Annotated in this window: 21 protein-coding genes; 11 read left to right on the top strand and 10 right to left on the bottom strand. The window is 45.9% G+C overall.

The genetic code is table 11. The features are described 5' to 3' along the window. Window positions 1-154 precede the first annotated feature (154 nt). The 5 genes from nadA to JNN12_11675 all read right to left on the bottom strand — a co-directional run bounded on the left by nadA (window position 155) and on the right by JNN12_11675 (window position 4,346). Window positions 155-1,147: a quinolinate synthase NadA gene (gene nadA / locus JNN12_11695; protein MBL7978993.1), complete on the bottom strand. Its 993-nt coding sequence runs from the start codon at window positions 1,145-1,147 to the stop codon at window positions 155-157. Window positions 1,148-1,221: 74 nt separating this feature from the next. Continuing rightward, a complete protein-coding gene (locus tag JNN12_11690; protein MBL7978992.1) occupies window positions 1,222-1,470 on the bottom strand; it encodes a hypothetical protein in 249 nt (82 codons plus the stop codon). Beyond that, window positions 1,454-2,158, bottom strand: coding sequence for an ABC transporter ATP-binding protein (locus JNN12_11685; protein MBL7978991.1), 705 nt, complete (start codon window positions 2,156-2,158; stop codon window positions 1,454-1,456). The genes JNN12_11690 and JNN12_11685 overlap by 17 nt, the downstream gene beginning before the upstream one ends. An 11-nt stretch (window positions 2,159-2,169) precedes the next feature. Beyond that, entirely contained in the window at window positions 2,170-3,555 is a 1,386-nt protein-coding gene (locus tag JNN12_11680; protein MBL7978990.1) for a sigma-54-dependent Fis family transcriptional regulator, read from the bottom strand. A gap of 101 nt (window positions 3,556-3,656) precedes the next feature. Then, window positions 3,657-4,346, bottom strand: coding sequence for a tetratricopeptide repeat protein (locus JNN12_11675; GenBank protein ID MBL7978989.1), 690 nt, complete (start codon window positions 4,344-4,346; stop codon window positions 3,657-3,659). 256 nt (window positions 4,347-4,602) lie between these two features. Here JNN12_11675 and gap point away from each other — a divergent pair, with 256 nt between their 5' ends. From gap to JNN12_11660, 3 genes are all read left to right on the top strand, one after another. Beyond that, window positions 4,603-5,604 carry a type I glyceraldehyde-3-phosphate dehydrogenase gene (gene gap, locus JNN12_11670; GenBank protein ID MBL7978988.1) on the top strand — a complete coding sequence of 334 codons (1,002 nt, stop codon included), beginning with the start codon at window positions 4,603-4,605 and terminating at the stop codon, window positions 5,602-5,604. A 96-nt stretch (window positions 5,605-5,700) separates the two neighbouring features. Beyond that, window positions 5,701-6,885, top strand: coding sequence for a phosphoglycerate kinase (locus JNN12_11665; protein MBL7978987.1), 1,185 nt, complete (start codon window positions 5,701-5,703; stop codon window positions 6,883-6,885). After that, window positions 6,885-8,057 carry an MFS transporter gene (locus JNN12_11660; protein MBL7978986.1) on the top strand — a complete coding sequence of 391 codons (1,173 nt, stop codon included), beginning with the start codon at window positions 6,885-6,887 and terminating at the stop codon, window positions 8,055-8,057. The genes JNN12_11665 and JNN12_11660 overlap by 1 nt, the downstream gene beginning before the upstream one ends. 80 nt (window positions 8,058-8,137) lie before the next feature. Here JNN12_11660 and JNN12_11655 read toward each other — a convergent pair whose 3' ends face one another. Together JNN12_11655 and JNN12_11650 are read right to left on the bottom strand one after the other, a co-directional pair. Further along, window positions 8,138-8,911, bottom strand: coding sequence for a hypothetical protein (locus tag JNN12_11655; GenBank protein MBL7978985.1), 774 nt, complete (start codon window positions 8,909-8,911; stop codon window positions 8,138-8,140). 273 nt (window positions 8,912-9,184) lie between these two features. Continuing rightward, complete coding sequence (locus tag JNN12_11650) at window positions 9,185-9,592, bottom strand: TerB family tellurite resistance protein (protein ID MBL7978984.1); 408 nt, start codon at window positions 9,590-9,592, stop codon at window positions 9,185-9,187. A gap of 79 nt (window positions 9,593-9,671) precedes the next feature. On the opposite strand from JNN12_11650, the gene JNN12_11645 reads away from it, so the two are divergent. The 4 genes from JNN12_11645 (at window position 9,672) to nhaC (ending at window position 13,362) form a co-directional block, all read left to right on the top strand. Next, on the top strand, window positions 9,672-10,109 hold the full coding sequence (locus JNN12_11645; GenBank protein ID MBL7978983.1) for a hypothetical protein: 438 nt from the start codon (window positions 9,672-9,674) through the stop codon (window positions 10,107-10,109). Between the two features lie 66 nt (window positions 10,110-10,175). Then, window positions 10,176-11,009, top strand: a complete 834-nt coding sequence (locus JNN12_11640; GenBank protein ID MBL7978982.1) for an ROK family protein — start codon at window positions 10,176-10,178, stop codon at window positions 11,007-11,009. A 42-nt stretch (window positions 11,010-11,051) separates the two neighbouring features. Beyond that, window positions 11,052-11,693 carry a hemolysin III family protein gene (locus tag JNN12_11635; GenBank protein ID MBL7978981.1) on the top strand — a complete coding sequence of 214 codons (642 nt, stop codon included), beginning with the start codon at window positions 11,052-11,054 and terminating at the stop codon, window positions 11,691-11,693. Window positions 11,694-11,898: 205 nt separating this feature from the next. After that, window positions 11,899-13,362 (top strand): Na+/H+ antiporter NhaC, encoded by a 1,464-nt coding sequence (nhaC, locus tag JNN12_11630; protein MBL7978980.1) that lies wholly within the window; start codon window positions 11,899-11,901, stop codon window positions 13,360-13,362. A 57-nt stretch (window positions 13,363-13,419) separates the two neighbouring features. Here the strand turns inward: nhaC and nadD are convergent, their stop codons facing one another. Beyond that, window positions 13,420-14,007, bottom strand: coding sequence for a nicotinate (nicotinamide) nucleotide adenylyltransferase (gene nadD, locus JNN12_11625; protein ID MBL7978979.1), 588 nt, complete (start codon window positions 14,005-14,007; stop codon window positions 13,420-13,422). A gap of 174 nt (window positions 14,008-14,181) precedes the next feature. Here nadD and JNN12_11620 point away from each other — a divergent pair, with 174 nt between their 5' ends. Next, complete coding sequence (locus JNN12_11620; protein ID MBL7978978.1) at window positions 14,182-16,716, top strand: T9SS type A sorting domain-containing protein; 2,535 nt, start codon at window positions 14,182-14,184, stop codon at window positions 16,714-16,716. Here JNN12_11620 and JNN12_11615 read toward each other — a convergent pair. After that, a complete protein-coding gene (locus JNN12_11615) occupies window positions 16,688-17,803 on the bottom strand; it encodes a hypothetical protein (GenBank protein ID MBL7978977.1) in 1,116 nt (371 codons plus the stop codon). The genes JNN12_11620 and JNN12_11615 overlap by 29 nt on opposite strands. Before the next feature lie 59 nt (window positions 17,804-17,862). Beyond that, the gene (locus tag JNN12_11610; GenBank protein ID MBL7978976.1) at window positions 17,863-20,643 is read right to left on the bottom strand and encodes a PD40 domain-containing protein; all 2,781 of its coding nucleotides are present in this window, start codon (window positions 20,641-20,643) and stop codon (window positions 17,863-17,865) included. Between the two features lie 81 nt (window positions 20,644-20,724). Here JNN12_11610 and JNN12_11605 point away from each other — a divergent pair, with 81 nt between their 5' ends. The 3 genes from JNN12_11605 to JNN12_11595 all read left to right on the top strand — a co-directional run bounded on the left by JNN12_11605 (window position 20,725) and on the right by JNN12_11595 (window position 22,776). Then, complete coding sequence (locus JNN12_11605) at window positions 20,725-21,627, top strand: nuclear transport factor 2 family protein (GenBank protein MBL7978975.1); 903 nt, start codon at window positions 20,725-20,727, stop codon at window positions 21,625-21,627. Window positions 21,628-21,633: 6 nt separating this feature from the next. Then, on the top strand, window positions 21,634-22,143 hold the full coding sequence (locus tag JNN12_11600) for an N-acetyltransferase (GenBank protein MBL7978974.1): 510 nt from the start codon (window positions 21,634-21,636) through the stop codon (window positions 22,141-22,143). 336 nt (window positions 22,144-22,479) lie between these two features. Continuing rightward, window positions 22,480-22,776, top strand: coding sequence for a flavodoxin family protein (locus tag JNN12_11595; GenBank protein ID MBL7978973.1), 297 nt, complete (start codon window positions 22,480-22,482; stop codon window positions 22,774-22,776). Window positions 22,777-22,912 lie beyond the last annotated feature (136 nt).

Genomic DNA, 22,912 nt, shown 5'->3' with positions numbered 1-22,912 from the left:
AAGAAGGGGAGGGAATAGATACGGCGCATACCAAAAAAATTGCCCTGGGTGTTGCGCCCTTAGCTGTTCCTAAAAGCCCCCCCCTTTACTAATTTTTCCCCTCGATAGGGAAATTTTTATGTACCCTATACCGCTCCACCAAACAGGGGCTTTGTTAACCGATGGCCCGGCTCATTTCCAACATCCTTTGAATGGGGGCAAGAGCACGAATGCGCACCGATTCTTCCATCTCCAACGCAGGTAATTCGTATTTAAGACATAAATAAACTTTTTCCAAAGTATTTAGCTTCATATGCGGGCATTCATTGCAACTACACCCATTGTTCGGCGGGGCTGCAACAAAGGTTTTATCCGGGCAACTTTTTTCCATTTGATGCAGAATACCCGCTTCGGTCGCTACGATGAATTGCTTTTCAGGGCTGTTTTGGGCGTATTTCAGGATTCCGGTGGTGGAACCGATGTAGTCTGCATGGCGCAATACCACTTCTTCGCACTCTGGATGTGCAAGAACAAGGGCTTCCGGAAATTGGACTTTTAGCCGGACAAGTTGTTGTTCGCTAAATACTTCATGCACAATACAAGAGCCATCCCAGAGCACCATCTCGCGTCCGGTGACTTTCGAGATATACCGTCCTAAGTTTTTATCGGGTGCAAAAATAACGGGCTGATCCGCAGGCAGTTGCCGAATGATGTGCTCTGCGTTCGAAGAGGTGACAATAATGTCCGTTTGCGCTTTGATGGCCGCCGAGCAATTGATATATGAAATCACCAAGTGATCGGGATATTGTGCCCGGAAAGCAGCAAACTCGTCCGGTGGGCAAGAATCGGCAAGCGAACAACCTGCATTCAGGTCTGGTAGAATGACTTTCTTTTGTGGCGAAAGAATTTTGGCCGTTTCAGCCATAAAATGAACCCCTGCAAACAAAATAATGTCTGCATTGGTGCCAGCAGCCTGGCGTGCCAACCCCAGCGAATCACCCACATAGTCCGCTAAATCTTGAATGTCTGGCTCTTGATAATAATGCGCCAGAATTACGGCATTTTTTTCCTTTTTCAACCGATCTATCTCGGCAAAAAGGTCTAAGGTGGGATCTATCGGGGCATCCACATAGCCGCCGGAAACATCCACAAGGTCTAACGCGATCATTTCATCCATTATGATAGAAGAAGGAATGCTTTTGAGAAAAATAGTGCCTAAGCCATGTAACAAAACGACATTGCTTAAAGCAGTTTTTGAAAATATTGATACGCCAAAAAGAGGCCCACAAGCAAAGCTGCAATGGTGGCCAAACGCCAAACAGCTTTAACAAAAAAACCCACAATCCCCGATACGATGGCCACTACAATCAACAGGGGCAAAAAAAGCCTTGCCTCTGCTTGCATAAAAGGCACATCAAATTTCAAAAGGACATAAGCCAGAAAAGCGCCCAATGCCGAGGCGGAAGAAATAAAGTTAAGTAGTTTCCCCATTTTCCCGATAGCTAAATTGTTCAAAAATAAGGCCATCTTCCATTCGCAGTACCCGATCTGCCATTTGGGCTAAGGCTGGGTTATGGGTTACAATAATGAAGGTCTGGTTCATTTCCCGGCTCAGGCGTATAATTTCCTCATGCAGGGTTGCCGCTGTCCGGATGTCCAAGTTCCCGGTCGGTTCATCGGCCAAAACCAAATCTGGCTCATTCATTAATGCACGGGCCATTGCAACCCGTTGTTGTTCTCCCCCGGAAAGTTGGCCCGGACGGTGTGTATTTCGATATTTAAGCCCCAACAACGCCATGAGTTCCTTTGCCCGCACTTCCACCTGTGTCAGCGATTTATTCTGAATTAATGCAGGCATTGCAACATTTTCTAAAGCAGAAAATTCCGGCAACAGATGATGAAATTGAAACACAAACCCAATATTCCGATTACGAAACAGGGCAAGGTCTTCTTCTTTTTTGGCAAAAACATCTTCGCCATTAAACAAGACTTTTCCGGAAGTAGGCCGGTCTAATGTCCCCAAAATATGTAGTAAAGTACTCTTCCCTGCTCCACTTTGTCCAACCACAGCCACCACTTCGCCGCGATTTACCGAAAACGAAACGCCCTTGAGCACGGCCAGATCCCCACTTTGGGTTTGGTAATGCCGCGTTATTTGGTCAACGGTTATCAGGTTCATCATTTTCAAGTTTAGTCGTGGGCGCGTTCAATCCCATATTTACTGATTTTATTATACAGATGAGAGCGTTGAATTCCAATTTCTTCGGCTGTTTTGGAAATATTCCAATCAAATTGACCCAGTTTCCGTTCAATAAAAAGTTTTTCTGCGGCATCTCGAAATTCAGCGAAGTCATCATAGCGTTCCAAAAGTCCGGCCACCGGATCTTTTTGGGTAGAGTAGGGCGTTACAAAATGCTCCACATCCTCGGCCTCTATCCGGTCGGCATTAGACAAGATGAGCAGACGTTCTACCACATTATACAACTCTCGGATATTGCCGCGCCAGTCGTATTGCCGTAACAACGTCATTGCCTTCGGCGAGAAACTTTTGTTGGTCATGCGGTTGCGTGCCGATTGCTTTTCCAAGACGTACTCGGCAATGGCCGGAATGTCTTCTCGTCGCTCGCGGAGCGGTGGGACATGCACGGGTATCACATTGAGGCGGTCAAAAAGGTCTTGTCGAAAACTTTTTTCACGAATGGCCTCGTTCAGGTCTTTATTCGTGGCCGCCACCACGCGAACATCCACCGAAATGGCACGGTCTCCGCCGACGCGCGTTATAATCCCTTCCTGAAGCGCACGCAACATTTTCGCCTGCGCCGGCAAACTCATATCGCCCACTTCATCTAAGAAAAGGGTTCCCCCATTGGCTTGTTCAAATTTACCCAATTTTCGGTCGTGTGCTCCCGTAAAAGACCCTTTTTCATGCCCAAACAGCTCACTTTCGATCAATTCACTTGGAATGGCGGCACAATTCACCTCGATCAGCGGAGCCTCGGCACGCCTCGAAAGTTTGTGTAACCAGCGGGCAACCAGTTCTTTTCCCGTTCCGGGTTCCCCGGTAACCAAAACCCGTGCCTCCGTTGGGGCCACTCTTTCAATGGTTTTTTTGATAAATTGGATCGGCTTGCTTTCACCTATAATGGGGGTTACGCCCGCATGTTGGTGTTCTACCAGCGTTTGCTTCATCCGCTTGTTCTCCACCACCAACTTTCCGCGCACCAAGGCATTTCGGATGGTGACGAGAAGACGGTTCAGATCAGGCGGTTTTTCTAAAAAATCCACCGCTCCTAATCGGGTAGATTCGACGGCTGTTTCCACATTACCATGCCCGGAAATCATCACAATGGGCAATTCGGGCAATTCACCGGCAATGGTTTTGAGTACTTCAAGCCCATCCATTTTGGGCATTTTTATGTCTAAAAGCGCCAAATCATAGCGACCCTTGCGCATTTTATCCAACGCCGCCATACCATCCTCGGCTTCATCCACAGTATAGCCTTCAAACTCAAGGATTTCCCGCAACGTGCGACGGATGGCCCGCTCGTCGTCCACAATCAATAAATGTTTGGGCATTGCCATGTAAAACTTGGGTTAACCATATAAAAAAGTCGGTGGTACAATATAGAACCACCGACCCATAACGACAACTGTTCTTCTGTTGCTTCCCGTATTTTTTAACGGGCGAGTGCTTCGATTCTGCCAAGGTAATAATCCAGTTCAGAAACGACCGAAGATTGAGGGTATTTTTCCTTAATTTGTTCGTAAGCCGCTTTTGCTGCTTTAAAATCCTTGGCCTTTTCGTAATTTCGGGCGGCTTTGCGCAAATAATCGGGCGCAGAAGACTCGTCTGGATAAGTACTTGCCGCTTTTTGATATAACTCGGCAGCCTTTGCATAATTTTTGTGTGTATCCTCATGAATGGCCGCTTCGCCTGCATAAGCCGAGGCTCCGATGAGGTTCTTCCCTTTATCGAAAGATTCATAGTGCTCAAGCGCTTTTTTGCGGTTATTGAGGTTATCATAGGCCACAGCGGCATAATAATGGGCCAGATTGCCGGTTTCGGTAGAACCGTATTCACTGGCTATTTTCAACAAGCCTGGATTGGAGCCGAGGCCGTTCAAGGCTTTATTAAATTCACCCAACTCGAATTGCTGAACCGCAAATCCGATTTTTTGGGCCGCAACCGTGTTTTGCGAATCTTTATACCAACCCCATAGAAAGTATGCCGCGACCAGCAGTACAACAGCCGTAAGGCCAATAATAAGGGGTTTTTGGTATTTACGATAGAAGCCTTCGAGATGCGACGCGGCATTCACCACCACATCTTCGTTTAGTTCTTCTTTGGTTATGGTTTTTGTTGCCATGACAAATTGGGTGTCTTTTGTTGGTAAGCCTGATTTTGCTTTAGCTAATGAAGATAAGAAAATGAATGACCGATCTGCAAAATAAGAAGTCATAAATCTTCGGGGGAGAATCGGTGGTTTTGAATAAACTCATTCAAAGATCATATTAATGAAGCGCTTTCGGATTTGATATTGGCTCCCGAATGATGTAGGTTGTGTGGGTTTAAAAAGCCTAAACGCGCAAACAACTCATTCAAAGCACATAAGGAGTAAAAAAATGGCCATCAAAATTGCAATCAATGGCTTTGGTCGTATCGGACGCTTGGTTTTCCGGGCAATTCTGGAACGCGGCACCAAAGAATTTGATGTGGTTGGGGTGAATGACCTGACCGATGCAAAAACCCTTGCACACCTACTTAAGTACGACTCGGTTCACGGTCGCCTTCCTTTCCCAGTTACCGCTGAAGAAAGTGCCCTCATTGTGAATGGGGATCGTTTTCAGATTTATGCACAAAAAGATCCTGCTCAATTGCCTTGGGGTGATTTGGGGGTGGACTTGGTGATTGAAGCCACTGGCATCTTCACTTCTGCCGAAAAAGCCGGGCTTCACCTTCAGGCAGGCGCCAAAAAAGTATTAATTACCGCTCCCGCAAGTGGCGAAGTGGATGCCACCATTGTGATGGGCGTAAACGACGAGATTTTGACCGGTAACGAAAAAATCGTGTCTAATGCCTCTTGTACCACCAACTGCTTGGCGCCCATGGTCAAAATCCTCGACGAACATTTTGGTGTGGTTCAGGGATACATGTCCACAGTACATGCTTATACCGCCGACCAACGCTTGCAAGATGCGCCCCATAAAGACCTGCGCCGTGCCCGTGCTGCTGCCGTTTCGATGGTTCCGACCTCCACCGGCGCCGCCAAAGCTGTTGGCTTGGTATTGCCACACTTAAAAGGAAAATTAGATGGTTTCGCTGTTCGGGTTCCTACCCCTGATGTCTCGATGACGGATCTGACCGCTATTTTAAGTAAACCAGCCACTAAGGATGAAATAAACGCTGCTTTTAAAACCGCCGCTGATGGTCCGCTCAAAGGCATTCTGTTCTACCAAGAAGATCCTATTGTTTCTTGCGATGTAATCCACGATCCCGCTTCATGCGTCTTTGATCCCGCACTGACCAACTCGCAAGGCGCCTTTGTGAAAGTGGTTGGATGGTACGACAACGAATGGGGTTACTCTAACCGCGTGGTGGACTTGGCCCAGAAAATGATGGCGTAAGGCTGGTCTATCTCTTGTTCTGGCGTTTGTTATCCGACTTATTAGACCGGAAAGCAGACGCCTTTTTCTTGATTAACCCTTTTCTAGATTAAGACCATGACAAAGTTAACCATAGATGACCTCGAACTGGCAGGCAAAAAAGTTTTGATTCGTGTAGATTTTAACGTTCCCCTTAAAAATGGCGTAGTGACAGACGATACCCGTATTCGGGAAGCCTTGCCCACCATCCGCAAAGTGCTTGCCGAAGGTGGATTACCCATTCTGATGAGCCATGCCGGACGCCCGAAAAATGGCCCAGACCCACAATTCAGCCTAAAACCTGCTGCGGGAAAATTGGCCGAACTGATCGGTGCAACCGTTCATATGGCAACGGATACCGTTGGTCCAGACGTAGAAGCCCTCATTACATCAGCAGAGGCGGGTAGTGTGGTTTTGCTGGAAAATACGCGGTTCTATGCAGGTGAGTCTAAAAACGACTCCGAATTGGCGGCAAAAATAGCCCGATTGGGAGATGTGTACATCAACGATGCTTTTGGATCGGCTCACCGCGCCCACAGCTCGACGGAAGGCGTTACCCACTTTATCACCCAATCGGCAATGGGCTACCTGCTCAAAAAAGAAGTAGAATACCTCTCCAAGGTACTGGAAGCGCCCGAAAGGCCCTTCGTGGCTGTTATTGGTGGGGCAAAGGTTTCGGATAAAATTGGGGTTATTGAGGCCCTGCTGCCCAAAGTGGATCACTTGCTTATTGGTGGCGGTATGACCTTCACGTTCCTCAAGGCAAAAAGCGTCGCCATCGGAAAATCCCTCTGTGAAGACGACAAATTGGAACTTGCGTTGGCACTGATGGAAAAAGCAGGAGAAAAGTTGGTACTGCCAGACGACCATCTTTCGGCTGATGCGTTCGCCAGCGAAGCCCAGACACAAATTTCTGCACCCGGTGTCCCCGATGATTGGATGGGATTAGACATTGGTCCGGACACCATTATTAAGTACCAAGCCATTTTAAAGTCGGCCAAAACGGTTGTTTGGAACGGTCCAATGGGTGTTTTTGAAATGCCGAAATTTGCCAGAGGAACCATTGCCGTTGCCGAAGCCTTGGCAGAATCCACTCGAAATGGTGGGCTTACTGTTGTCGGTGGTGGCGACTCGGTGGCCGCCATTTCTCAAGCACGCTTAGACGACGATGTTAGCCATGTCTCGACTGGAGGCGGTGCCATGTTGGAGTTTCTCGAAGGAATGGTGCTTCCCGGCGTTGCAGCCTTAAGTGAAAAAGCCTGATGCAAACCGGAAAACGCCACACGGAAAAACCTTTTTACGTCTGGCTCGCCTTTTTAACAAATAGCATTCTGATCGGGGCATGGTCGTCTCGTATTCCAGAATTTAAGACCTATTTTCAAACCGAGAATGGCCTTTGGGGAATGGTTTTGCTCACTATTCCCCTATTTTCGTTGGTGGCTAGTTTCCCAACAAGCCGGTTTATCCGCCGCTTTTCCCTCACCACAACCCTCCGACTTGCCTCCCTCTTATCTCTTGGTACGTTTGCCTTAATCCCGCATACCAAACAGGTCGAACTATTTGTTGGGATTTTGGTGTTATATGGCTTTTCCAGTGGCATGCTTAATTTAGCCATGAATGCAGCCGCAGGGGCTTATGAGCATCAAACCGGAGCACCCATCATGGCGGCTTCGCATGGGATGTACAGTTTTGGCGGAATGCTTGGCGCAGGATTGGGTGTTTTGGCTGGGAGCCTATTGTGGAGCCGTACCTTCTTTTTTGGTGTGCTGGCCACCGCCTTATTGCTATTCAATTTGTACCTATTCACAGTTAAAATTCCTGATAATTCCACGGGAACTTCCTCCTTACCGCCCAAAGGCATTTCTGGATATTTACTTCTATTGGCCGTAACATCCTTTATTTACATGGCCATCGAAGGGATGATCCTAAACTGGAGTGCCTTATTTCTTAAAACGGAAACCGCTACCCCGCTTAGTCTCTTAAGTCTGGGATTTCTGGCCTTTTCCGCCACCATGACCCTCGGTCGCTGGTCCGGAAATCGCTTTTTTACCCGCTTTTCCGTACGACAAGTGATGGTGGGTGGTAGCACATTGGTGATGGGCGGATTTTTGTTGTTATGGCTGGTATATCAATACATTCCTGCCATTTTGGCCTTTGCATTGGTTGGCGCGGGTGCATCGGCATTGGTTCCCCTTTTATTCTCCGAAGCCACCAAGTTCGTTCAACCCACACCAGAAACAGCCATTGCCGTGATTCTTTCTGCCGGAATTTCTGGCATAATGATGGGTTCTCCTGTAATCGGGTTTGCGAGCGAAGTGGTTGGGCTTCGGAATGCCATGCTCATTCCATTTTTTATGAGCGGTTCGATTCTCTTGCTACACCGCTTTTTTCCGCATCAAAATTCAGATAACCAAACAAATTCGCAAACCGACTGACCATTATGTTCATTCTGGTAAAATCTTCTATAATCGAATACGTTAATTCAAGACAACATCCCACATAAGAAAAAATATAATTACTCATTTTCTTTATTATCCTGTTTATTAAACCAAAGCATCATTTCTTTTTTAAGTGCTTCTTCACTTGTTAGGTCTGAGATCAGTTGTTGGTAATTCATCTTTTTTATGTCTATACAAAACTGCACCAATATCCAATTTTCGTAATAATCTTTTGGTGAAATGGTACTATCCTCAAAATTAATTCCCCATTTATTTCTATCTGCCTTGGTTAGCCGTATCATATTTTTTAAAAAATCTTTCTGCTCAATACCTTGTCTGGAAATATATTCTGCATATCCCTCCCATTTCCAATCTGGAATATCAGCAATTGGTTTTGATTTCCATAGCCCTAAACGCTGAAACTGTAAACAATGTACCAATTCATGGACTAACAACTGGGTCAAGTTCCATTTGTAGCCATTCAGTTCAACGTAATTGCTTTCATAGTTAGCCACTCCTTGAAGCACTACCTTGTTATAGAAACCCCACCCAAATGCTTGCCCTCGTAATATTTTTATAATCTGAGGATACGTTGAACCATCATTTAAACAAATGTCAAACTTTAAACTTGGATCATAAAATTCACTTTTCTTCAATAGCACAACCGCCTCATCAAGTTTGGCCTTTAATAGTGGATCAAGCGGTTTATTGTGAAATATCACAAAGTTATTATGATTCGTTTTATTCGCATAGGTAACAATCGGCTGAAGAATAATGACCAATAAAATCCCTACAAGGACTAATCCTGTTATCGTAATGCGTAATATCCATTTTATAATTTTTCGTTTCATGTTTTCAACTTTAACAAAATTATAAATGTATTTTCAAATTGCCAACGATTGGTTTTAGTTGGATAAAAATGGTTTAACGAGGTTATCTGCTTTAACTCCAAAGGGGGCATTGTCAGTCGTCTTTCAGTTGCCATAAACGACTTGGTAAATGCTTTTGATCAACAACTGACAAGTAACCCATAAGTACAAAACGCCCTGCAAAATGCCTATCTCGGATACTTCTTTGTATGTTAAGTTTAGACATTTTACTCTTGGGCATGATCCAACGATGGATTATTGCAAAAATCGTGTTTTAATACGTTCCAGAAAGGCCGCCTCGTCATTGTGAAGATGTCCATCGGCTTCCAGAATTTGTAAACAAAGGTCAAGCGCTTGGGCCCGCACATCGGCATCATCTAAATACAGACAGATGTCCTCCAACAAAAATGCTGACTTTTGTTCGTGGTGGAAAGCGTCGCGCACCTTAGCAATGGCAGGGTTTAGGTACTGGGCAATTGGGGTAGAATCTCCAACAGACATCTGATCCAAAATTTGGTCAATGAGTTCGTTTTCTTCCGCCTGGATAGACTTATCCACATACATGGCCCAAACCATCAGTTCCACAAGGGCTTCCTGTTGGGCATCGGTCCATGTCTCGTCCAAAATAAAGTGGAGAAATAGTTCGGTTGGTTGTTGATCCATGGTGATTGGTCGTAACTTTGGTTTAAGGAAAACCGCACCACAGGGGCACGATGAGATTAAAAATAAGCAATTCGTCTATATGTTACATGAAATAATTCTGGAACTCCGTCATTTAGACGTTTCTCGAAAAGCGCTTCAGAAGTTTGGCTGGCTCATTGGTGGAATCTTAACGATCTCTGCAAGCTGGTTTCTATTCAGGAGCCATTCCGTACACACCGGATTTTGGTATATCATTTTGGGAGGTGGTGTATTCCTGCTTTTTGCGGGCACGTTTTTTTCCACAAGCCTTTCCTTTCTGTATCGTATTTGGATGGGGTTGGCGTTTGTCATGGGCGCCTTCATGAGTAGAATTATTTTGACCTTGGTTTTTTTCCTGCTGGTGACGCCCATTGGTGTGATAATGCGGCTTTTTAGAAAAGACTTGTTAGACATTAAACCACTGGAGAACGCCGCTACTTTTTGGATTCCCAAAACGGATCACGATCCCTCCCCCGCACGGTTAGAAAAATACTTTTAAGGGCTGCTTTACAATTGATCCCTTCTATTCCATACCCTACACGCAAAAAGCCAAAACGGTACCTTTATGGCCTTTTCTCTCGGCATAGATATTGGTGGAACCAAAATGATTTTTTGGGACAATCGCTATCCTGATGGAATCCGATTTCCCACTGGCCCAGATTTTAATCTCCACAACCTGCGTGCCCGAATCAACGAATACCTTACCACTTGCCCCGAAAAACCCGAATCTATTGGCATTGCCTTCCCTGGATTGGTTCGGAATGCCTCGGAAGTGGTTGTGTGCAACGACGTACCCGGCCTAAATGGCCTCAAGACCGATGATTTACGCCTGCCACAGATTCCTGTACGGTTCATCAACGATGTAAATGCGGCTACCCTATATGCCAAAACCCAGTATCATTCTCATACATTGGCAATGGTGATGGTAGGTACGGGCATTGGCATGGGGATCGCCATTCAAGGCAACCTCTTTATGGGAGGGAATGGCTGGGCGGGCGAATTGGGGAGTTTAGTTTTCCCAACTGCTGGTGGTACTAAAACCTTAGACGAATTGGCCGGAGGCAAGGCATTATTGGAGCATGTGCGTCAAACGCCCCGCTTTTTGCACGATCGTTTGGCGCAAGAGGAAACAGAAGCGGTGGCGCTGGTACACGATGCCGGCGTTGCGTTGGGAATGGGGCTTTCCACGGTACTGCATCTGCTTAATCCGGATGTCTTGGTATTGGGTGGTGGAACCCTTGCGTTCCGGGGTTATACTTCGGCAGCATTGGCAACGCTCAGGAAATTTACGTTACCTCCCGTTTTAACCTCATGTTCTATTTACACTCCACAAGATGCCGCAAGTTGGGCGGCCAAAGGCGCACACTTTTTTGCCCTCCATCCCACATCTTATGCCTAAAAGCATCAACCATTGTTTCTTCTGCCCCAAATTCCATTTATTATGCAAACCAAAAACACCCTTTTAGATCCTGTAAAAGAAGAGTTGGCCAACAGTATTACACATGGCATTGGCGTGGTTTTGAGTATTATAGGAATTGCCCTTTTGCTCCCGAATGCCGTTCTGAAAGGCTCTTGGGTGGCCGTGTTAAGTTGTGCCCTTTTTGGCGGCTCCATGTTATTGCTCTACCTCTTTTCTACATTATATCATAGCATTCAACACGAGACTGTAAAACCTGTTTTGAAATTATTAGATCATATGGGCATCTACTTACTCATTGCCGGAACCTATTCTCCATTTTTATTGATGCAAATACAGGGAACCCTTGGCTGGGTGAGTTTTGTCCTCATTTGGATCATTGCCGTTCTTGGCGTTTTATACAAGTTGTTTTTCCGGCATCGGTTCGAAAAGCTATCTCTGGCTTTGTATTTGGGGATGGGCTGGCTCGCGGTTTTGATTGGTAAACCCTTTATAGAAACGGTTCCCACTTCAAGCATCATTTTTATCATTTTGGGCGGTCTTAGTTATACCGTCGGGACGTGGTTTTATACCCAAAAAAACCGGCCCTATTTTCACGCCATCTGGCATGTTTTTGTATTGGCCGGAACCATTACCCATTTTATTGCAGTCATGATTTTATTCTAAAGTCGTTTCTCGCTTTACCGCACCCATGCAGATCCTTGATCCATGACGGCATGATCCTAAAAATTTTGCGATTCCGACTGCCGTGAGTTTCCATTTCTCAAACCCTCCCACCCAAAAAACTTGCACAAGGACGTTGTTCACCGTATCTTCCCAGATTGCTTCACAAGGCATTCATCATTTTTCATTCCTATAGTTTTCTTAAAATATGTCAGAAACAAAAAAAACCTCCACACCAAGTCTTTGGCATTCCTTAATTCCCATTTTTGTTTTAATCGGCCTTTTATCCTCTTCCGTTTTATTATTTGGTGATGGCTCATCGTCTGGCCCGAACCAAATTGCATTGATCTTATCTGCTATGGTGGCCGCTATAATTGGATTACGTTCCGGGCATACTTGGAATGAATTGCAAGAAGGGATGGTACACGGCGTTTCGTTGGCAATGGGTGCGATCTTTATCTTGCTTATTGTTGGCGCCTTAATCGGCACTTGGATTTTGTCCGGCATTGTGCCCAGTATGATTTATTATGGCTTGAAAGTCTTAGACCCAAGCTACTTTTATGCGGCAACCGTCATCATTTGTTCGATGACATCGCTTGCAACGGGAAGTTCATGGACAACTGCAAGTACAGTAGGAATTGCTTTGGTTGGAATTTCAGGTGCCTTACAGCTCTCTCCTGCTGTGACGGCTGGGGCCATTATTTCTGGTGCCTATTTTGGAGATAAACTCTCCCCACTTTCTGACACGACCAATTTGGCCCCTGCGATGGCTGGTACCGACTTATTTACGCACGTTCGACATATGTTGTGGACGACCATTCCAAGTTTAGCGATTGCATTGATCATTTTTGCCGTAATGGGTCTCATGGCCCCACATGCTGCTTCTGGTGGCGACCTCAATGCCATGCTATCGGCTTTAGAGCAAAATTTCAGCATTGGCCCACACTTATTTCTTGGCCCTGCACTGGTCTTTTTTCTCATTTACAAAAAAATGCCAGCCTTCCCTGCTTTGTTGATCGGCGCATTGGCTGGCGGGGTAATGGCCATGATTTTCCAGCCTACGGTTGTCCAAAAGTTTGCTGACAGCCCAGAATTAGGCGGCATTACTGTTCTGTTTAAAGGGGTGTGGAAGTCCCTGTTTTCCCCCTTCACCATAGATTCGGGGAACGAGGCGCTAGACAACTTATTGTCCCGTGGCGGGATGTCGAGTATGCTCAATACCATTTGGCTTATTTTATCTGCGATGATTTTTGGCGCAGTCATGGAAAAGACGGAGATGTTAGAAGTGATAGCAAATAAAATTCTGAGCATGGCCAAAAGTACTGGAGGCTTAATCACGGCCACGTTGATCACGTCTTTGGGCATGAATATTGTAGCTTCGGACCAATATATCGCCATTGTTTTGCCAGGGCGTATGTATCGTGCAGAATTTGCACGCAGAAAGCTGCATCCGAAGAATCTTTCTCGTGCCCTTGAAGATGCTGGCACGCTTACCTCTCCGCTTGTACCATGGAATACCTGCGGTGCATTTATGGCCACTACGCTTGGGGTAGCCACGTTTGCTTATCTGCCTTATTGTTTCTTTAACTTGTTAAATCCAGTTATTTCCTCTATTTATGGCTACACGGGATTTACCATTGAGAAATTAGAGGAAGAGGCCACGACTGCTTAAGGCTTCGTTCATTTGCCAATGGGCCGTCTCGCAAGAGGCGGCTTTTTTTGTTTGTGATTACTTCTGATACAAGCACTCGGAGGAAATAATCTCGTGAACCCCTTCCGGAACTTGATATCGAATGGACAACCCTTGCTGGATTCTTTCCCGAATGGCGGTACTGGAAAGTTCAATCAGGGGTGCAGGAAACAGGGTGGCATTGGCCATAATCTCCGGATGGACTTCCGAAAAATCCGTTCCAACGCGGTTATAGACCAATAAATGGGCACGCTGGAGAATTTCCGGATATAATCGCCATGTATGGAATTGTTGTAGGCTATCCCCCCCAATAATAAGCGAGAACCAAACGTCGGGGTAACGTTCATTGAAGGCCCGTAAGGTCTCGACGGTATAGGAAACCTCTCCTTTGCGTACCTCGAAGTCACAACTTCTGAAGCGTGGATTATCCGCAATGGCCGCCGCCACCATGTTTAACCGAATTTCTCCAGACACACTTCCTGCCAACACTTTATGCGGTGGTGTGGCGACGGGCATCCACCAAACTTCGTCCAAGTTTGCCGCCTCTCCCAGCCACTCGGCCAGCATTAAATGCCCAATGTGTGGTGGATTAAATGAGCCACCAAATATTCCGATTTGTTTTTTCATGGAATGAGGTTATTGTTTTCAAGGAAGATAACCCATGTTGCGGCAAGTTGTATTTATAAGCATCCACCAAACCGCAATTCATCACTCACGCCATCGTAAAAAATCCAGCCTTGTGTGATCAACCCCTTCAGCTATTCGTATCTTCTTTTTCCCCAATTCCTAATGTAATCCAACATGTTCACCAAACTGTTTTATCTCTCCTTAGTGGTCATTCTCCTTGGAGGTTGCAACGAGCGTAATGCTCAAGAAGAAGGCAAAGACCTTCGCCCTACCGAACGCGCCTACCTCCAGCGCCTGTATCCCTTCGGGCAAGCAGACCCAGAGGTCTATCAGAAAGCCCTTAAACACATTGCTTTGATGCAAGCACAAACCCTCCAAAAGCGCAGCATCTGGTCTAACCTTACATGGAGTTTTGCAGGGCCTACGAATATTGGCGGTCGAGTAGTGGACTTGGAATACAACCCACAGAACCCAAACATTGTCTATGCGGCTTCTGCTACGGGCGGACTTTTTAAAAGCACCAATGGCGGCAATAATTGGCAGGCCATTACCGATCAATTGCCTATTCAAACCATTGGCGACTTGGGGGTGGACCCCAAAAATCCGGAAAATTTGTATCTGGGAACTGGAGAAGCCAATGGTGGGCACAATAATTTTGCTGGTGGAGGTTTGTATAAATCCATAGACGGCGGAACTTCTTGGGTATTTAAGGGGCTTGGTCAAACGGCTTCCATAGGTCGGGTTATAGTAGATCACCAAAATCCACAACGGATTTTTGTGGCGGCGGTGGGTTCGTACTTCCACCCCAATCCAGACAGGGGCGTGTACCGCTCTAAGAATGGAGGAGATTCATGGGAAAAAATATTGTTTGTCTCGGATTCTACAGGCGTGGTGGACTTGGTGCAACATCCCACCAATCCCAACATCCTTTACGCATCCACTTGGGAACGTGTTCGGCGACCCGATTTTAACACCCACCTCTTTGGACCTTCGAGCGGGATTTACCGAAGCACCGACGGCGGAGACTCGTGGCAACGTCTTGGTAATGGCCTCCCCGACTCGAAGCAAGTAAATGTTGGACGTATTGGGTTGGCGATCTCGGCCAGTTCACCCAATGTGCTGATGGCCCTGTATAGTGACGGTTCTTCATTAAGCGGCCTTTACAAAACAGAAAATGGGGGCGATACGTGGGCATCAACCGGTGGAATGAGTACGCTGAGCGGTGTTGATGGGGGCTTTTCCTGGTATTTTGGACAAATTCGCATTCATCCAACGGACCCCAATGTGGTTTTTGTGATGCAGGTGCAATGTATGCGATCGGCAGATGCCGGCCAAACCTTTACCAATGTCACAGGGAACATGCACGTAGATTTTCATTCTATGGCCTTTCATCCACAAAATCCCCATCAAATCCTCACAGGCAATGATGGAGGCATTGACGTCTCTTCCAATAATGGACTTAACTGGGCCCCCGGTGGCGATTTACCAATAACGCAGTTTTATGAAATCAACTATGATCCATCCAATCCCCTTCGGTTATTCGGTGGCACACAAGACAACGGAACCATCCGCACCACCACCGGTGGGACATCAGACTGGGGTTCGATTTATGGCGGGGATGGCTTTTATGTGATTGTACACCCTACCAATCCTAATATCATCTATGCAGAATCTCAGAATGGGGGTCTTGGTAAATCTATTAATGGCGGCTCCTCTTTCAGAAGTGCCCTTACAGGAGTAAACAGCAGCGACAAGCGCGACTGGTCTATGCCTGTAATTATGGATCCACACAATCCAGAAGTTTTGTATTTAGGCACAAACCGGATTTACCGCACTGAAAATGGCGCGAGTAATTGGACTGCCGTTTCTCCTGTGTTGCCCCGTTCATCGGCTGCCTCCCGAATGGGTGCAATTACTACCATTGCCGTTTCACCCACCGATCGGAATGTGATCTATGTAGGGACCGATGATGGGCAGGTTTGGGTAACCAATAATTATGCAGAAACTTGGACCAATATTTCGGCGGGATTGCCCAACCGTTGGGTGACTCGCATTGCCGTAGATCCTGGAGATGCCACTGCGGCCGTGGTCACCTTTTCTGGCCTGAAGTTTTATGACCCGCAGCCTCATGTATTCAGAACACTAAATTCCGGGGTTAATTGGCAAAATATTTCATCCAATTTACCGGACCTACCTGTTAATGCCTTGGCTATAGACCCCTTATTCCCTTCTAACATCTTTGTCGGAACCGATGCAGGGGCATTTGTGACAGGAAATTACGGTGCAACTTGGCAGCCACTTGGATTGGGGATGCCCGCAATGCCAGTTTATGATTTTAAGATCACGCCCGATCGTTCCTTCCTGATTGCTGGGACGCATGGACGTGGGATGTATAAATTGCCTCTTTCCAACTCTCCTGCTGCACGAGAACAGGAGACTCATCCAGATAAAATGACCCTCCTCACCCTTTTCCCGAATCCACTAAGACAACAAGGCACCATTGAGGTGAGAAATCCATTCCCACAATTGGTGCGTTTAGATATCTTTGATGTGCAGGGACGACGCATTCGGTCTATTTCGGATACACCGCTTGCTACCGGAATACATCGTTTTGCCTTTTCAGTTAATGATCTACCAAATGGTACTTATGTAATCCGCTTAGCAACTCCACAAAAGATTGTCACGAGAAAGATGATGATTCAGCGGTAGATCTGCTTCCCAAGTAAACGTCTGAAATGCGCATTTCCGGGCAAATGAACCTCATGAGGGCATTTGCAGTCCATTCCACGGGCTTGAGGAAAAGATACGCCAAATCTGCATGCCATTTGGAACGGCATACCCAGTTACGTACCAAAAACGGCCCCCATTGGTCATAAACCCTTCTCATGGCAAGATGTACCTCTGGACAAAGGGCTTTTATGCCCAATTCAGCAACTTTCAGGACTTGAAGTTGGTGGTTTAGTGCAAATCGCTTCCCATTCGACAGGACAACTACTTTTTGCTTCACCCATTTACCATGTCCTTTGGCAGCGGCAGAAGCAACATAGCAATCATCGGGTGGCTCAACGGGCAATTGGGCATAAAATTTCACCGCCGCTTGCCAAGTACAGTACCATGCGGTGCCATATAAACCCGTCCAACCTAAAGCCCAAACCAAAAGCTCTTGATTGGGATGTTGTAGTTTCCAAACTTCGATTGAATTACGTATAAACACAAGGGTGTATAGCCCTGGACCTAAAATCGGAAAAAACAATAAGGGTACAAAAATACTGCCCAAGGAGTTCATTTTATTAAAAAAATATCCTCCTATGACCACCAATCCCCCAATCAACAGATACCCCACAATCATCCATCCCAAAACTACTGGACGCTTTATCAGCAACCCATACAAGAGTGCAGACAACGCATACTGCAATACAAGTCCAACTACCCAGAATAAATTAAGGCTATCGAACAAGGATAAAGACATTAAAACACTATAGTGAATTCCCAATAAAATACCGGTATAAAGCCCAATCCGGACGACACCATAACGCACGTTCGCCATTTTTCTGCCAACCATTGTCAATGCAATAGCCGAAAAAAGGAGTAAAGGCCAAAAATACCACGACCAAGTAGGCGCTATCAAAAGACCTATAAAGGTTTTATCACCAGATTGCCAGGTGGGGTCTATATAGACTTCCCACATAAAAAAACAAATCACTGGCAACAGGTAAACAAAAAGGTAGTCCATCCAGTGAGGTTCTTCAAAAGTTTTTTCTTCAACTTTTGGAATGGATGATGGGTCATTTTCCATACATGCAGCTAATTTAAATGCAAGGCCATAATCCTGACCAATTATCAATCTGGCAGGTCTTAGTTGCTATAAAACTCCGACATAAAATTTTGATCCTGTACCTTATAGGCCAAGTTGTACTGCACATCCAATGCGATATTTCTGAAGACACGGAAACGAAGCCCCAAGCCTAGGCCAAAAGCCGTATGCCTACTTTCTATTTGGGTGGTATTGATGACCGAATTGCCAAAAACCGTGGCATAGAGCACATCCGCATGAACGGGCAGGGTCATAATGCCGCGATCAATGTACCAAACGGGTGTGAGGTAATCCGCCCCAATCCGTAGAAAATGACGGCCAGGCGGGGTTGTGGGGTAGCCCGGAATACGAAGCGAAGATAAAAAATGTTCGTCGGCTTCATTAAAGGTAGCATAGGCCACCGAAACCTTTCCACTACGGTTGCGGGCTTTGCCATATCCTATGTAGCGATCGGCGGCCACATCAAAAGACAACAAGCCCTTTTCTTCCCCTTTTGATTTGTCCCAACTTCCATTTGCCGAAAGAATTGTTCCGGTATTAGGACGTAAATCGCGAACATTGGCCTGTGCTTTGTGATAAAGTAAAAATCCACCAGAAACACCAGTATTCGCCGTAAATCCCCCTCCTAAATCATACGGACGTATCCGTCGCTGAAAGCCAGCAAGAGAAATATCGGCTTGTATCGGAAAAACACCGCTTTGACGAATGAGTGGTTTGGTAAGTGCCAGCCCCATTCCCAATTCTTCCATATCGCCCAATCTATACGTAGGACGATTAAAGACCGAAAACGTGGGCCTAAGAGGAAGCTGCGCCGTCCCAACAGAAACTTCACCCCAGGGCCTTTTTCCCAGCCAAAACGCAGAAGCCGTTGTTTTAAACCGCCGAAGGACATCTATCATGATAATTTGCAGTCCTAAGCCAGATTTTTCCTCATCTACCAACCGAGCAGATACGGGGACCACCCAGTTTTTCAAGTGATCAAGGGGTTTATATGGCGCCAAAAGCCCACCTTCGTATGGCGCAATGGGTACTTGTGTGAGCATTTCAGCCCAGTTTTTGTCTTTTCCGCTTTGTGCAAATCCTGGCACCTTTTTCAGTTTTTCTGGAATGAAGGGTAAAATCCCAATGCTTTCCTGTTCGCGGCCATACCAAACAACAGCCACTTGGCTGCCATCGGGCGAGAAAGCAGCCTCGTATGCACCATAAGGCGCATTCGTCAAGCGGAAGTGCTGATTGGTTTTTGTATCCCAAGCATAAACATTGGGAACACCTGTCGAATCGGCGGTGAACAACATCCAACGACCATCACGGCTCCAAGAAGGATCAAAAACAGACCCTTTTCCAGTCAGTGCTACAGGCTCAAAAGTACACGTATCGGCTATTTTCGCCTTAAAAATCCCTTGTTCTCCTCTTACGTTGAGCAATACATAAACTTCTTCTGTGCCCGGACGTGGTGCAATTTCTAAAAGACGGCCATAGCCCGATGCACATACGGTTTTGGTCTCCCCGTTCGGCAGTATCTCCACCCAATCCGAAGATTCACCTCGATTTTGGGTTGCCCAAAGCGTCCCATTTTCATTCCGGATTGGTGTAAATACCCGCTTCCCATTGGTCAACTCTTCCTTTTTTCCGGTGTCTAACGCCAACTTATTGATGTCCGAAATGAACTGTGTAGGGGTATTCAATACATCATTGTAGTCTCCCCACAACACTTCACCGTTGTTCGGATCGAATGAGAATGCATGATCCTCGTTGATTTGTTCGTGTGCCAATATCCGTGTCGTTCCAGACTCAACGTCCGTCAAATAAAATCCCGGACGATCATGATAGCCTGTACCATATGTAAGCACCGTTTTGTCGTCTGTCCAGATAGGGTTGTTATGAAAAGCCCCGATACGGTTCCCCAAAAGTTGTGGCTTGGTAATAGCACCCAATTTTCCGACCCGTCGGCGTTCGGCTTGAATTTCTTGCTCGCGAAACAATTTGTTCAGCTCATAGGGCCATTTTCCAGTAGCTTTATACAGTGCAAAAGCGGTTCCCAGATAAGGTCTTTTGGCAAAGGCTTTGCTGTATCGCTGGTACGTCCCATCCCCAAATTCGTCTGCCAAGAACTGAACCAGATATGACCCGCCCAAATAGTGTCTTCCGGAGGGCATACCGTAATAATTGGGAGTAATGGCCTGGCTCAATGTCCAACCGAATGGACTGCCCATGGACGCACGATACTGCATCGTAAAAAATGGATGATTTAGCCTACCTACTTCGCCATCGTGCAATTTGCTTTCTTGATAAACGGCAACCCCTTCCAAAAATCCAGAAGGACGAAAAGCATTGGTAAAACGGGCCCATTCCGGAAAAAGCCTTGTCAGCGTATTGCGTTTATAATGATCAATCTCTACCGCATGAACCAACTCGTGAGGCAAAACTGCTTCCAGCCAATTTTCGGCACCAGGATGTAGGTACTTTCCACGTATAGCAGGTACTTCGATCTCCGAGCGGAACGGAAAGACCGTTACAAACCCGTTCGAGGCATCATTGTAACCATTTAAGACCACTGAAAGTCGAAACGGTTCATGGTTACCAATCAATTTTTGGGTTTCCGAAAGGTTGTTTTCGAGAATGGTCGCCGCTTGGCGTGCCGTTTCCTCCTGACCTTCATAATGGATGAGGTCAAAATGATCTGTTTTAAGCACCTTGTATTTAAGCCCTGCAGGGCGGTACAGCAGTTCACCGAATTGGGCCTGAACCGCTACCGGAAGCAATAAAACCCATACCCAAAAGGGACGAAAGAGAAAAAAGTAGCGCAAGGTTTTGGCAATCATGAATCTAACGTTTAATTTGAAGGAGCGAACCAATAACAATCGAATAAAGCCTTCTAAGATAACCCAAGTAACCCATAGCTTATGCGTACCTTTTATTTTTTTGTCATTCTCCTTATTACGACGGGCTTTGCTCCTAATCTTCATGCACAAAAACCTGCGAAAGACGCAGTAATGCAGGTCGTGCAAACCCTTTTTGATGGCATGAGGAAAGGGGATAGCACGATGGTGCGTTCTGCCTTCCACCCTAAAATAAAAATGGGAACTACTTTTTTGGATCGGAATGGCAAGCCACAAGCCCAAATCGAGGATTCGCCGCGCAATTTCCTGGAGGCCGTAGGGAAACCACACCCACAAATCTGGGATGAACGCATTGGCGTTGTGGATATTCGCGTGGATGGATCTCTTGCCACGGCCTGGATGCCCTATACCTTTTATATCGGCGACAAACTAAGCCACTGCGGCCATAATTCTATGCAATTCGTAGAAACCGAAAGCGGCTGGAAAATCCTCTTCTTGTTGGATACACGTACCCGAAACAACTGCGACGACCCCAAAAACCTTCTTCCTACGTTGGAAGCCTCGCTGAATACCTTTATTGATGCTTGGCACCGCGCCGCAGCTACCGCAGATGAAAATGTATTTTTTGGCAGCATGAACGCCGATGGCGTGTATCTGGGAACCGATGAAACCGAACGCTGGACCCGACCGGAATTTGAGGCGTGGGGAATGAAGTATTTTCAGGGCGAAACGGCGTGGGATTTTAAACCCAAAAATCGCCATATCATGATTAGTCAGGATGGCCGCATGGCATGGTGGGATGAGTTATTGGACACGTGGATGGGTGTTTGCCGAGGCTCTGGTGTGCTGGTCCTCACCTCCAACGGCTGGAAAATCCAACATTACAACTTGGCCGTAACCGTCCCAAACGACAAAATAAATGGCTTTATAGAACTCGTTACAGGAAAAAAACAAAAGCGTAAATAAGGAAATATGCCTTCAAAACCACCGCATTTTCGGGCGGCGATCCCAGATGATGCCTTGCGCATGGTGGAAATTTATAACCAAGCCATTGCCGCGCAAAATGCCACAATGGACGATGCGCCCAAGCCAATGGATTATTTTGCTAATTTGATGGCTAACCTTCAAGAACGAGAGGATTATTTCGTGGTCTCTAATCGCGAAGAAATCCTTGGATGGTCCGCTATTAAGCTATGGAGTCCCAAAGTAGGCTATCGCTTTACAGCAGAAACTTCTATTTATTTGGACTTCTCCGTAACAGGAAAAGGAATCGGGCATTTTTTGCAGGAAAAAACCATTCACACTTGTCGCCAGTTGGGATATCACCACCTAATTGCGCGCATCTGGCGCACCAACGAGGGTAGCATCCGCTTCCACGAACGCTTTGGTTATCGGATTATTGGGATTCAGGAACAGGTCGGTTTCATGAATGGTTCATGGCAAGATGTAGCCATCCTCCAGTGTATCCTAACTAATGATTAATTCCAAATCTTTTACCTATAATCATATTTTTAATGGTTTCTAAATCCCAAATAAACAACCAATATACAGTAATATACATGCGATTTTCCTGACCTTGTACTTTTATATCATTATATGTTTTAGCGCTGATACAAGTCCTTGTGTGTGCTCTAACAGTGGATCAGTGCAAGTGATGATCCTGACATATATTAAATTCCGCATATGTATTTCAATTGCTGCTGTCACTTTTCGCAATCACCTTTAACACACCAAAGCATAGCAAATTGAATCAAAAGATTAAAAGATCAATGTACTAAGATGCGATTATTTCAAAACCTTAAAAAACGACAAACACACATGAAAACAGGAATAATTATTTTAGGAAGTTCAAATAGCAATGGAAATACGTTTACGGTATCGAAATACATTTCCAAAAAAACCAATTATCAAATAATTGACCTAAATTCAAAATCAATTGGGCATTTTGATTATGAGTTCAAGAATAAAAACGATGACTTTATGCCACTGATAAAAGAAATAGTTAACAAATATGAGGTTTTAATCTTTGCAACCCCTATTTATTGGTACACCATGAGCGGGATCATGAAAATTTTCTTTGACAGACTTACTGATTGTATTAAAATAGAAAAGTGACATGGTCCCATTTTCACGGACACAGCGTTAAGTTAGAAAAGTAGCGTTCCTCAAAGTTGTCGGGGCAAAGATAGCCCAGTGCCGAATGCCTCCTTTTCGGGTTGTAGTAGCACGCTATGTAATTGAAGATTTCCGT

The sequence above is a fragment of the Bacteroidetes Order II. bacterium genome (assembly GCA_016788705.1).
In the GTDB taxonomy this organism is placed as follows: domain Bacteria; phylum Bacteroidota; class Rhodothermia; order Rhodothermales; family UBA2364; genus UBA2364.
This window is presented reverse-complemented; position numbering and strand designations above follow the sequence as displayed.